The organism is Streptomyces sp. NPDC005775 (assembly GCF_042871565.1).
Taxonomy (GTDB): domain Bacteria; phylum Actinomycetota; class Actinomycetes; order Streptomycetales; family Streptomycetaceae; genus Streptomyces.
The window spans coordinates 426,762-438,155 of sequence record NZ_JBIAIU010000006.1; the positions used below are offsets into that span (position 1 = coordinate 426,762).

The window sequence follows — 11,394 nt, forward strand, 5'->3', positions numbered from 1 at the left end:
CTCATTTCGTGTGCGGGACCTTGAGGGCGTTCCAGGAGGTGCGGCCCGGCACCCCGTCGGCGTCGCCGCCCCGGAAGCCGAGCTTGCGCTGCCACGCGGCGTACGAGCGGCGGTCGGCGTCGCTCCAGCGGGGGCCCGGTCCGACGGCGTACGACGAGCAGCCCTCGGCGACGAGCCTGCGGCCCATCGCGGTGATCACGGAGGAGCTGGTGCGGGCGGTGAAGAACGAGGTGCCGGGGAACGGCTGGTACCGGGGGGCGGCGGTCCCGCCGGCCGGCCTGCCCGCGGCCTGGCCGTCGGCCGGGCCGCTCAGGCGGGCGGCGACGCGGTCCCGTAGCGAGGGCATGGTGAAGCCGCGCGGATCGACCTTCCAGTCGGACCATTCCAGGTGGCCGATGACGCTGCGGGCGGTCCAGCCGTGGGCGCGGCAGATGGCGGCCGAGACGCGTTCGATCGCCTCGAGCTGGGCGGCCGGCCACGGGTCCTCGCCGTCGCCGAGGTTGACGCACTCGAACCCGTAGAAGCGGGCGTTGCCGTCGACGGAACCGGCGCTGCCCTCGTGTTCGTGCGGGGTGGGCGGGCGGTCGCCGTAGTCCTCCGCGATCACCCGCTGGAGCACGGCCGGATCGCCGCCGCCCGCGTGGTTGGCGCGGCCGTTGCCGACCAGGTGGACGGTGCCGGCCTTGTCGATGACCCCGTGGCACAGGGGGCCCGGCAGCTCGGAGTGGCCGTTGTAGCAGAGCTCCACGGAGGCGTCGGTGCCGCTGCTGACGGTGTGGTGGATCATCACGCCGTTCAGCGGGCCCCAGGCGCCCTTGTGGTTGCGGTTGTGGGTGCGCCAGCTTTCGTACTCGACGACGTCGACGCCTTCGGCGTGCAACGCGGCGAGCAACTGGTCCGCGGTCAGGGGAGTGGCCATGATCGTGTGGTCCCTTCGTTCGGGTACGTACGTGAAGGGGCCCCGCACCACCGGTGCGGGGCCCCTTCACGAGGGCGTGTCAGGAGAGCGCCGCCCAGATGGCGTTGGAGTCGGCCACCACCTTGTCGGTGGTGAAGGAGTTGGGCAGCGAGGTCACGCCGGTGGTGCTCAGCCGGCCGTGGCGGATGAACGCGCCGGGCATCCGGGCGCTGCCGCCGGGGGCCTCGCCCACGCTGGCCGCCCGCAGGAAGGCGGGGCCGCTGTTGCTGGGGTTGGGGCCGTTGACGACGAGGCCGATCCAGTAGTTCCCCGCGACCGCGCTGTACGGGGTCGTCAACGGACAGACCACGGTCGTGCCCTCGGTCTTCTTGATCAGCGTGGTGAGGTTGGCGGTCAGCCCGACCTGGGCGCCCGAGCTGGTGTAGAGGCCCGCGTACGAGGACGTGCTGAGCGTGCCGCCGACATAGCCCGGGATGTAGAACACCACGTTCTTCACGGTCGTGGGCGCGTGCAACGGGACGCCGATGAGGTAGACCCAGCCGTTGATGCAGTACTGCGGTGTGCTCGCGGAGCTGGCCGCCGGGTCGAACGCCCAGCCGCGGAAGCCCATCGACGACGGGGTCCAGGTGCCGGCCGCCGACACCGTGTCCACGTAGCCGCGACGGGTCAGCTGGTCGGCGGTGGACGGGGCGGCCGTCGTGGAGGGCGGGGTGACGAACGTCTTGGCGCCCGCGATCTCCTGGGCACCCGCGAGCAGGACCCCTTCGCCCACCGGCACCGCGCCCACGTCCGACGCGGCGAGGGTGACGGCGCCGGTGAGGCCGTTGACCGAGGCGACCGGGGCGCCGCCGAGTGGCAGGTAGCGGGCGTCGCCCGCCGCCTGGGTCAGCGCGCTCAGATCGTTCGCGGTCAGCAGGACGTCACCGGTCTGCCCGTTGACGGAGGCGACGGCGCCGCCGCCGGCCGGGAGCTGGGCGGCCGGGACCAGCCCGTCGGTGCCGAGGGTGGCCACGCCGCCGGGTGCCCCCGCCGACGCCGCGGCGAGGGCCGAGACGTCCGACGGGCTCAGCACGATGTCGGCCTCGGTGTGGCCGTTGACGGAGTGCACCGCGCCGGCCGGCCCGGCCGGCCCCTCCGGGCCGAGCTCCCCGGCGGGTCCCGGCGGCCCCGGTACCGCCACGTACTGCGGGGTGCCCGGATCGGCCGGGGCGATGTCGGCGAGGTCCACGGCGGGGACGGCGGCCGCCAGAGCGATCTGGTAGACGCGCCCGCCGCGGGCGAGCCCGGCGAGCTTCTCCGTGACGGTGTACGTCCATGCGGCGGGGTTCCAGCCGGGTGCGTCGGTGGCGGGCAGGACGACGCTGACCCTGCCCTCCGCGTCGAGCGTGGCCCGGGTCGGACCGCCCAGGAAGAGGTCCTCCTCGGCGTGGGTGAGGAGCGCCGGGGGCCGGAATTCGACGGTGCCGCTCATCGGGCGGCCGTCGGGGGTCATGTAGCGGGCGGTGACGGTGACGGTGGGGATGTTTTCAGGCAGCACTCGGGTGCCCTCCTCGGTGGTTGATGGGGTGGCCGTCCGGCGGATGGCGTCTCAGGACCGGATCCGGCGAGTGACGTGCGGCCGGGCCCGTCTCAGGACTGGACGCCGTACAGCGCCAGCGGGCGGCAGCGCAGCGTGTCGCCGGTGGCCGCGACCTTCGCCTGGATCTCGAAGGAGACGGTGGCGCCGAAGGCGGCCGGCAGCCGCTCCGTGAAGGTCAGGCCGTCGCCCGGCACGCCCACCGGTCCCAGCGGGACGCCGTCGACGAGCAGCCGCACCTCGGCGCCCGTACTGCCCTCCGCGGCGACCACGCAGTGCAGCCGGGGGTGCTGGACGAGGCCCGGGCCCCGGTAGAGCGTCGTCCAGGCGGTCGACCCGGTGGACTCCCAGCGCGCCGCGTCGGCCGGGCCGGGCAGCGGGTACGGGATGTAGGGGCGGGCCAGACCGCCGAGGGCGGCGTCGTCGGCGACGACCACGTTGCCCCGGCGGTCGAACACCTGTACCGGCTGGACGGGAAGGGTGTCCGGGGCCGCCGTCCAGACGGCCAGGGCCAGGGAGCCGTCGTCGCGGCGGACGACGAAGCCCTGCTGCGGTACGTCCTCGCCGCGGTCCGGCTGGACCCGGCCCAGGTAGAGCAGGTCCTCGTCGCCGGAGGTGCGTACGCGCAGCCGTCCCCGGTCGCCGATGACGACCTCGCCACCCATGATCTGGTTCAGCGCCGGGGTGGTGTTGGCGCTGCCCATCAGGTCCCTGACCTGGCGTTCCAGTGCGCGGATGCGGTCGAGCAGGTCGGTGGGGATGATCGCCACGGGTCAGGCTCCTTCCAGATAGAGGACGGCGGTCTCGGCCTTGGTGCGCTGCGGCGGGGTGACGGCGATGCCGACGATCCGGTAGGCGGCGTCCAGGCCCTCGTGGTGCCACAGGTCGTGGATCCGCAGCCGGATGCGGGCGCCGAGGAGTGCCGGAGTGATCCGCCCGTCGAGCAGCACGGTCAGTTCCGGAATGACCTCGGGACGGTTCTGCCGGGCCAGTTCGGCGGCGGCCAGCGAACGCAGGGTCGCCGCGTCCGAGACACCGCTGTGGTCGGAGGTGAGCTCCAGACGGGGCCAGCCGGCCTCCAGGTCACCGGGGGACGTCTCGCTCGCGGTGAGCGGCTGGGACTCCTGGGACTGGTCGGTGTTGGCGGAGTCACCCCGGGCCACCCAGACGTTCGCCTGCACGGTGGAGTCCGTCGGCAGGTTGTAGGTGAGCACCTGGCCGGGGTGGCTCAGCACGATGTCCGTGTGCCCCGTGCGGATCTGCGGGTGGCCGAGCTGAAGGCGCTTGACCCGGCGGCCCTCGGCGTCCCGGTAGCAGTGGATGCGCCACTCGAACCCGTCGCTCAGCCGGCCGAGGTTGTCGAGCAGTTCCCTGACGCGGGTGAGCGCGGAGTAGGCGTACGCGTAGTCCCGCACCACCCCGGACCGGTCGTGGCCCGGGCTGATGCCGATGTCGCCGCCGGGCTGTTCCTGCGCGTGCGTGATCAGGGTGTGGGCGATGTCGAACTGGTCCGTTCCCGTGCCCGCGAGGTCGTGGGCGAGGATGCGGTGGTCCAGGTAGGAGTCGAAGGTGCCGGCCTGGAACTGGACGGTCAGCCGGCCCTGTTCGTCGGAGACCGGTGTGCAGGTCCACAGGATTCCGCCCCACCAGATGTCGCCGTCGCGCTCCAGCCAGACCGCGGTGCGGCCGGGCTGGAGCGCGGCCCGCGCCCGGGCCGCGAGCGCGCCCCCGGGCAGGGGGACGGTGGCGGTGAGCGAGCCGGGCTTGCCTATGTAGTCGTCGAACTTGGCCTCCGTGAGCGGCAGCACGTCCAGAAGGCGGTCGGTGCGCAGGTCGCAGAAGAGCGCCCGGTAGACGGGCGTGGTGACGGATGCGGTCATCGGCTGCCTCACACGAGCGGATCGACGCGGATGAAACGGTTGTCGAACCAGCCCCGGTTGCTGGTCGCCGACGAGCAGTAGGCGGAGATCGCGGTGTAGTCGGCACCGGGCTGGAGCCCGGTGACGCGGAAGGTGGTGGACACCGACGTCAGGGCCTTGGAACCGACCGTCGCCGCGCGCTCCTCGTCCGCCCCGAGGACCAGGGCTCCGCCCTTGCGGATGTTGACGCCCATCCGGCACCACTGGCCGTCGACCCCGGTGTTCCCCATGAAGCCCACGGTCACCAGGACCGCGCCCGTCACCGGCACGGTGAAGGTGGCGGTGATGGTGGGGCCCGTGGTGTCGGAGACCGCCTCCACCCAGGCGGTGGTGGCGCAGTAGCCGCCGTCGTTGTTGTACGTCCAGGCGGAGGACGGGACGGCGGGCCGCCACACGGTGCCGTCCCAGCGCTGGAGCCGTCCGGCCTCGTCGCGGTACTGGCCGGTGTACTCGCCCGCCGCGAGGGCGCCCTGCGGGGCGACGCCGCCGGCCTGGCGGGGGTAGCTCACCCAGCGGGCGCCGTCCCAGCGCTGCAGGGTGCTGGAGGTGTCGCGGTACTGGCCCGGGTAGCCGCCGGGTGTTTCGCGGTTCCAGGAGTCGGCGAGGATGCCGCCGACGGCCACGGTCGAGACCCGCATGTCGTACACGGCGTCGGCCCAGGCGATGCCGCCGGTACCCACCGAGGCGCCCGCCGGCACCCGCACCTGGGCGAGCGGGAGCGAGGCATCCGGAAGCAGCGGCGGCTCGGGGGTGGCCTCGGCCTTGCCCACGACGATCTCCAGCACGGCTTCCGTACGGCCGGTGCCGTCGAACTGGGTGTCGTACACGCGCAGGACCACCAGGTCGATGCGCGGGTTGGAGGCGTCGCCGTCGCCGAAGGTCACCTCGGTGTAGTCGGTGAGGACGACGGGGTAGGCGCCGGCCGGGCCCTGGCCCTGGATCACCGCGCGGCCCGGTGCGACGGTGGCGCTCATTCCGGTGCTCTCGCCGAAGACGTAGAGACCTGACATCAGGTACTCGCCGCCGGCGGAGCCCGGGAGCACGCCGCCGGCGGTGGTCAGTGCCCCGTTGGGGGTCATGGTGCCGACCGGGGCGAGGCGGGTGTCGGCCCGGGACTGGCCGGTCTCGGTCTCGGTGCGGTTGATCAGCCAGGCGCTGCGTACGGGCATGTGGTCCTCCTGGGAAGTGATGGGGTGTCGGTCGTGGGCCGTGCGCGGATCACCAGTGCGCGTCGCGCCAGCGCAGGGTGACGGAGGCCCGGGGGTCGGGCGTGGTGTCGTCGGAGCGGAAAGCGAGCTCCGTGGTGCCCGGCGGCAGGTGGAACAGCTGCTCGGGTACGGAGACGGGGGAGGCGGTGTAGAGCCGGGAGGCGGTGGCGTTGAGCAGCACCGTGCCGGATTCGGTGTCCACCGTGAGTACGTCCTGGGGGCCCAGCACGATGTCGTACCGGAGCCGCCTCCCGTCGGCGAGCCGGGTCAGCGTCGGGCGCCGGAGCGGGCCGCGGAACTCGATCACCGGGTGGGCCGCAGCCGCGCCGCCGTTCACGGCGGTGCAGGTGCCGGCGGCACCGGCCGTCCCCCACTCCAGAGGCCATGCGAGGCCCATCCCGGAGACCCCGGGCTCGGCCGGCCAGTCCAGGCCCGGTTCGGTGAGGGGGAGCGAGGCCTGGGTCTCGCGGAGGACGGCCCCGAACCGGCGCGGGTCGGTGGCGGTCCACTGGAGGCTGGTCCTGGCCGCGCCGTGCACCACGTAGGACCGGTCCTGCGGTACGACACGGCGGCTGACCCGGGCCCGGACGGCCAGCGTCTCACCGTGCAGCCGCACGGCCAGCCACTGTTCACCGCCGTCCGCGCCGGTGGCGGCACGGAAGGCGGAGACGACGTCGAGGGCCTCTCCGGCCGTGCGCGGCAGCAGCCAGACGGACGCCCCGACGAGCCGGGGCTGCGCCCAGCGGGCGCCGGGCCAGGCGCCGTGCTGGTCGGGGCGGACGATGTCTCCGGTGTCCAGCACCGGCAGGTCGTCCCAGCCGGTGAGGCCGGTGCGGTCGATCTCGTACGGCGTACCGGGCCCCATCAGCAGTCCGGCCCACTGGATCTGCCCGTCGCGGGTGATCAGTGAGCCGGGTGCGGTCTCCTGGGCATATGTGGTTGTGGTCTCGGCCATGAGGGGCCGTCACCTCGCTTCAGTCGTGGGGCGGGTGGGTGCTCATGCCGCCGCCCCGTGCAGGAACAGCAGGTCGGTGGCGACGGCGAGTGGGCCGTTGCCCTCGGTCGCGGTGTACGCGCGCAGCCGTGAGCGGTCCGTGGAGCCGGTGGGGCCGCCGGAGTGCGGCGCGGCTTCGGCGGGGCGCAGCCGGCTGAGCGCGGACAGCGGCAGGACGGCGGAGCCGCCCGGTGACCTCGCGGGCTGGACGACGCCGCCTTCGGCGAGCTGGGGGATCTTGGGCAGGTCGACCCCGAACTTCTTGCCGAAGAAGTTGAAGCTGAGCTTGTTGAGGCCGTCGATGACCCAGTTGGCGAAGGAGATCAGCGCCTTGACCGGCCCGGTGACCGCTGCCATGACGCCCTGCATGCCGGTGCTGACGAAGCGGCCGATGCCGTCGAGGGTCCCGGACATGGCGTCCTTGACCCGGGTGAACATGCCGGGGATCTTCTTCCTGATCCAGTCCAGGACGGGCTGGATGACCGTGCGGAACCCGCTCCAGGCGCGGCGGATGAGGCCGGTCACGGCGTTGGTGGCCGAGGTGACGGCGGACCGGGTGCCGCCGAAGTCCTTGGAGAGCAGGGCGCCGACGACGGCCAGGACCGCGGTGACGACCGCGAAGGCGGCCTTGAAGTAGGCCGAGATCACGGTGGCGTACACCTTGAGGACGGGGCCGAGGAACTTGCCGATGGTCTGGAAGACCTTGAGGACCTGGTCGAAGACCTGCTTCATGATCTTCTGGCCGGTCTGCGAGTTGAGCGCGTACTCGATGAGGTAGCCGACCAGCGGGCTCACCAGGCCGAGGACGAACCCGAGCGGGTTGGCGCGCATGGCGACGTTGACGCCGGTCATCGCCCCGGAGGCGACGGTGGCCGCGCCGCCGAAGAGGCCCATGAGCTTGGACACCGTGCCGGAGCCCGCACCCAGGACGCCGACGACCGTGCTGAACAGGCCTGCCTCGGTGGTGATGGAGTTGAGGGGCGCGAGGGTGGTGCGGGCCTTGTTGCCGCCGGTACGGAGCTGGGTCGCCGTGCGGCCGGCGGTGCGGCCCGCCTTGGTGAGGGATTTCCCGGCCGCGTCCGCCTTGGTCTTGATCTGCCGGAGCTGGGTGCCGGCGGAGGCGGCGGAGCCCTTGATCCGGTCGGCGGCGGAGGCGGCCCGGCCGAGCCCCTGGGCGGCGGCCTGTACGGACCGTGCGGTCGTGCCGAGGTGGCTACGGAAGGAGCGAAGCGCTCCGGCCACTCCCGCGAGCGGGTCGGCACCAGCACGGATCGCCGCGGTACTCATCCGCGCGCCTTGGACAGGAACAGCAGGGCGGCGGCCGTCTCCTGGAGGTCGGCCGTGGACGCCTCGTAGTAGTTCTCGATCTGGAAGCCGGACACCGCTCCGGCCGTGGCGTTGACCGAGTCGGCCCTGGCCCGGCGGGCGGTGTGCTGGAGCAGCCGGTCCAGCTTGGACAGCGGGAGCACGGCCTCCGCCTCACCGGCCTCGGCGACGATGGCGTGCACACCGCCGTTGCGGGGGGCCACGATGCCGCCGGCCGCCAGCTGCGGGATCTTCGGCAGGCTGATGCCGAAGGTCTTGCCGCCGACACCGGGGACCCAGCCGGGGATCGAGACCTTGATGCGGTTGAGCTTGTCGATCGCGGAGTTGATGAGCCGGATCACGGAGTTGATCGGGCCCTTCACCGCCCCCGTGATCTTGTCGAAGGCCCGTTTCGCGATGCCCTGCAACCCGCCCCAGATGCTGGACAGCTTCTCCTTGACCTTGCTGAAGGCCTGGGGGATGACGTCACGGATCCAGTTGATGACCGGCGAGATGATCTTCTTGATGCCGTTCCAGACGCTGGAGATCACCTTCTTGACGGCGTTCATCACCGTCGTGATGATCTTCTTCCAGGCGTTGAAATAGGTCGTGACGACCTTGGCGACGGCCTTGATGACGACGGTGATCGCCTTCTTGATGCCGTCCCAGACCGTCTTGATCAGCGCCCCGGCCTTCTTCATGATCGGCCCGACGGCCTTCATGACCGAGCTGATGACCTTCTTGATCGCGTCGAAGGCGACCTTGAGGACCTTCTGCATGGTCTTCGACCGGGCGGCCATCTCGACCACCTTCTCGACCAGCGGGGCGAGCAGGGAGAGCAACTGGCCGACGAGGTTTCCCTTCATCGACTTGTTGAGCCCCTTCATGCCCTTGGACGCCTTGTCGGCCCCGGACTTGAACTTGCCGACCTGGGTGCCGCTCTTCTGACCGGTCTTGCCGGCCTTGGACATCGAGCGCTCGGCCTTGTCGGCGGACTGCTGGATCTTGGCGAGTTCGCGGGCGGAGCCCTGCGCGGAGCTCTTGATCTTCTTGAGTTCGCGGTCGCTCGCAAGGGCCTTGCTCTGGAAGCCGCCTGCCGCCTTTGCGGCACCGTCGGCGTTCTGTTTGAAGCTTTTGAGCGACGTTGACGCTCTGCTGAGAGAACTTACGAGGGACATGCGTCATCCAATCCGGAAGCCGTGCGGAAGGGCGGCTTCGGTGTGCGGGGAATTCAGCTTGCGAACAAGCAGGCAGTCCTCTTCGCCGATCGAAGTCCGGTCATATCCGCGGGCCGCCCTACGCGGCACCGGAGGCGGCCTGTGAAAGTTCCCGGATGCGGCCTCCGAGCCCCTGCATGGAGTGCCCGAGCCGATCGGCGGCGCTCGCCGCCTGCCGCATGCGCTGGGGTGAAGGCAGCTTGGACGGGTCGAAGTCCCGCATCGAGTGGGTGAGACGCCCGGTGGCCTGGCTGAGCGAATCCAGGTCGCTCGGCCGCACGCGGCTCGTCAGCGACGAGAGGGAACCGGCGAGTCGGTCGGCCGCGGTGGACGACTGGTTCATGAGCCGCGGGGACATGAGATTCCGGGTGCCGGCGTTGAGGCTGCGCACGGCGGTGTTGAGGCGCTCCGTGGCCTCCTTGGCGGCGTCGAGCTGCGCGACCTGAGGAAGGTTGTTGACGGGGGTGGTCCCCGGTGCGGTCCCTGCCGGATCCTGCGGAACCGCGAGCTGGATGCGGCCACGGTCGTTCGTGCTGAATTCCCGCCCGCCGGTGAGGCCCCTCGTCAGCGCCTTGACCGCTTTTTCCGTGTCGAGCAGCTTGATGCCGAGAGTCGAGAGGAGGGCGACGGTGGCGCCTGTGGCGAGTACGAGCTGTGCCAGTCCGCTCTCTTTGAAGGAGTCCACGAGGCTTTTGGCTCCGAAGAACTCGATCAAGGAATCCTTGAAGGATTTCGGGTTGGTCTTCGGGCCTCCTTCGATGGCCTTCTTGAGCTCACCCACCTTTGTGTCGAAGTGGGTGGTGGTGACTGTCTTGCTGGGGTGCCCCTCGGTCACGTAGGTTTTCAGCGACTTCACGTCGCTGCCGACACTCTCTACCTTGTCGTAAATTGCGTCATTTGTGCGGTCTGTCATGTTTGCGGGGCTCATTTCTCCTGGGGATCGAGGACGGTTTACATGGATCTGCTGGGATTCCTTCTGCTGTTCGTCGGTATGTTCTTCTGCATCCTTGGGATAGCCGGGTTCAACTCGTCCTCCGATATCCGAAAGCTGCGGAAGCGGGGTGTCAGGACCGAGGCTGTCTGCGTCGCTCACGGGGTCCCGGACGACGGGGAGATGCGAGTGGTCTGGGAGTACGCGGTCGGGGCCGAACAGATGCGGGTGACTCTGCAGACCAGGTACGCGCCCGCACCGGTGGGCTCGTCCCACCCCCTGATCTATGACTCCCGGAAGCCGCGGCTCGCATTGCTGGAAACCGAGCGAACCCTGGACAGCGCCGGTACGAAGAGGGCCCTCCTGCTCGGCGCTCTGGTGGGCGTGCCTCTGGTCGCCGTGGGCGCATGGCTGCTGAGTTCCTTCTGACGGTCGGGGCGTCGGCGCGGACGCCCGCTTTCCGGCCTCAGGCGAAGAACCGCATGAGTTCGGCGGGGCGGAGTGTCTCCGGCGCAGGAGAGTCCGCGACTGCGGGTTCCGATGGTTCTTCGGCTTCACCCGGCCGCGGTACCGGTACCGGCGGTTCCGGCGGGTCGGAGTCCTCGTCCGTGTTGACCGACGCGAACATCCAGTTGGCGGCGGCGAGATGGTCCACGGCGGCCGCCAGCAGATAGTCCGTGACGGTCCATTCCGCACCGTCGCCGTGGAGTTCCTGGGCGATGGCGCTGTCGCGTGGCATGTGCTTGACCAGCACCGCGAGCCGGCGGCTGGTCAGCCGGCCGCGATACCAGTCGAGCAGGTCCACGCCGAAGTGCCGTAGCAGGTCGGCCTCCAGAGCCTCGGCGTGTTCTTCTGCGAACGCGTCGAGGCTCAGCCTTCCCCCAGGCCGAGCCCGGTCTCCTTGCCGTACGCCTCCAGGATCGCGGCGATGTCCTGCATGGTGATGTCGTGCCGCTCGAAGCGCGCGAACTGCTCCTCGCCCAGCAGCAGTTTCAGCAGGCCGTCGACGTCGTTGTCGTCGAGGGAGCGGAGCGCCTTGGCGGTGGAGCGGCCCAGTTCGGTGGGCAGTTCGAAGGTGTCGTCGTCCAGGTCGAAGGACCAGGAGCGGCCGAGCGCCTCCATGCGCTGGGCGCGGGCGGCGTTGACGTCGAATGAAGCCATGGGTGGCGGTTCTCCTTACGTGAGCGTGTGGGGCGGGGGTGCCGGGGCGGGGGCGGGGGGGGCCCGCCCCCCCCCCGCGGGGGATCACGCGCCGGCGCCCGCCCGAAACAGGGTGGCGGGGTGCGTGAAGAAGCACGTGGGGCGCGCCGGGTCGGTTGCCGGGG

At 71.1% G+C, this 11,394-nt stretch carries 12 protein-coding genes; 1 reads left to right on the forward strand and 11 read right to left on the reverse strand.

The genetic code is table 11. The features are described 5' to 3' along the window. Position 1: 1 nt before the first annotated feature. From ACFYPA_RS17600 to ACFYPA_RS17640, 9 genes are all read right to left on the reverse strand, one after another. On the reverse strand, positions 2-919 hold the full coding sequence (locus ACFYPA_RS17600) for a peptidoglycan-binding protein (RefSeq protein ID WP_359313791.1): 918 nt from the start codon (positions 917-919) through the stop codon (positions 2-4). A 79-nt stretch (positions 920-998) separates the two neighbouring features. Then, positions 999-2,456 (reverse strand): phage tail protein, encoded by a 1,458-nt coding sequence (locus tag ACFYPA_RS17605; protein ID WP_389132602.1) that lies wholly within the window; start codon positions 2,454-2,456, stop codon positions 999-1,001. A 92-nt stretch (positions 2,457-2,548) separates the two neighbouring features. Continuing rightward, positions 2,549-3,265, reverse strand: coding sequence for a hypothetical protein (locus ACFYPA_RS17610; protein ID WP_359313786.1), 717 nt, complete (start codon positions 3,263-3,265; stop codon positions 2,549-2,551). A gap of 3 nt (positions 3,266-3,268) precedes the next feature. Next, positions 3,269-4,375 (reverse strand): hypothetical protein, encoded by a 1,107-nt coding sequence (locus ACFYPA_RS17615; protein WP_359078306.1) that lies wholly within the window; start codon positions 4,373-4,375, stop codon positions 3,269-3,271. A gap of 8 nt (positions 4,376-4,383) precedes the next feature. Continuing rightward, a complete protein-coding gene (locus tag ACFYPA_RS17620) occupies positions 4,384-5,583 on the reverse strand; it encodes a hypothetical protein (protein ID WP_359313784.1) in 1,200 nt (399 codons plus the stop codon). Positions 5,584-5,632: 49 nt separating this feature from the next. Beyond that, positions 5,633-6,577, reverse strand: coding sequence for a phage distal tail protein (locus ACFYPA_RS17625; protein ID WP_359078309.1), 945 nt, complete (start codon positions 6,575-6,577; stop codon positions 5,633-5,635). A gap of 42 nt (positions 6,578-6,619) precedes the next feature. Next, positions 6,620-7,903 (reverse strand): tape-measure protein, encoded by a 1,284-nt coding sequence (locus ACFYPA_RS17630; RefSeq protein ID WP_359313781.1) that lies wholly within the window; start codon positions 7,901-7,903, stop codon positions 6,620-6,622. Then, positions 7,900-9,099 carry a phage tail protein gene (locus tag ACFYPA_RS17635; protein ID WP_359313778.1) on the reverse strand — a complete coding sequence of 400 codons (1,200 nt, stop codon included), beginning with the start codon at positions 9,097-9,099 and terminating at the stop codon, positions 7,900-7,902. The genes ACFYPA_RS17630 and ACFYPA_RS17635 overlap by 4 nt, the downstream gene beginning before the upstream one ends. A gap of 118 nt (positions 9,100-9,217) precedes the next feature. Continuing rightward, positions 9,218-10,051, reverse strand: coding sequence for a hypothetical protein (locus ACFYPA_RS17640; RefSeq protein WP_359313775.1), 834 nt, complete (start codon positions 10,049-10,051; stop codon positions 9,218-9,220). A 42-nt stretch (positions 10,052-10,093) separates the two neighbouring features. Here ACFYPA_RS17640 and ACFYPA_RS17645 point away from each other — a divergent pair, with 42 nt between their 5' ends. Further along, on the forward strand, positions 10,094-10,498 hold the full coding sequence (locus ACFYPA_RS17645; RefSeq protein WP_359313773.1) for a DUF3592 domain-containing protein: 405 nt from the start codon (positions 10,094-10,096) through the stop codon (positions 10,496-10,498). A 37-nt stretch (positions 10,499-10,535) separates the two neighbouring features. Here ACFYPA_RS17645 and ACFYPA_RS17650 read toward each other — a convergent pair whose 3' ends face one another. Both ACFYPA_RS17650 and ACFYPA_RS17655 read right to left on the reverse strand, forming a co-directional pair. Next, complete coding sequence (locus tag ACFYPA_RS17650; protein ID WP_359313770.1) at positions 10,536-10,874, reverse strand: hypothetical protein; 339 nt, start codon at positions 10,872-10,874, stop codon at positions 10,536-10,538. A gap of 65 nt (positions 10,875-10,939) precedes the next feature. Further along, on the reverse strand, positions 10,940-11,230 hold the full coding sequence (locus ACFYPA_RS17655; RefSeq protein ID WP_328895788.1) for a hypothetical protein: 291 nt from the start codon (positions 11,228-11,230) through the stop codon (positions 10,940-10,942). Positions 11,231-11,394: the final 164 nt, after the last annotated feature.

Bases quoted from the DNA above. Each gene is read 5' to 3' on its own strand.
- ACFYPA_RS17615 (WP_359078306.1), bottom strand. From the start codon at position 4,375: ATGACCGCATCCGTCACCACGCCCGTCTACCGGGCGCTCTTCTGCGAC.
- ACFYPA_RS17655 (WP_328895788.1), bottom strand. From the start codon at position 11,230: ATGGCTTCATTCGACGTCAACGCCGCCCGCGCCCAGCGCATGGAGGCG.
- ACFYPA_RS17635 (WP_359313778.1), bottom strand. From the start codon at position 9,099: ATGTCCCTCGTAAGTTCTCTCAGCAGAGCGTCAACGTCGCTCAAAAGC.
- ACFYPA_RS17640 (WP_359313775.1), bottom strand. From the start codon at position 10,051: ATGACAGACCGCACAAATGACGCAATTTACGACAAGGTAGAGAGTGTC.
- ACFYPA_RS17630 (WP_359313781.1), bottom strand. From the start codon at position 7,903: ATGAGTACCGCGGCGATCCGTGCTGGTGCCGACCCGCTCGCGGGAGTG.
- ACFYPA_RS17600 (WP_359313791.1), bottom strand. From the start codon at position 919: ATGGCCACTCCCCTGACCGCGGACCAGTTGCTCGCCGCGTTGCACGCC.
- ACFYPA_RS17620 (WP_359313784.1), bottom strand. From the start codon at position 5,583: ATGCCCGTACGCAGCGCCTGGCTGATCAACCGCACCGAGACCGAGACC.
- ACFYPA_RS17625 (WP_359078309.1), bottom strand. From the start codon at position 6,577: ATGGCCGAGACCACAACCACATATGCCCAGGAGACCGCACCCGGCTCA.
- ACFYPA_RS17645 (WP_359313773.1), top strand. From the start codon at position 10,094: ATGGATCTGCTGGGATTCCTTCTGCTGTTCGTCGGTATGTTCTTCTGC.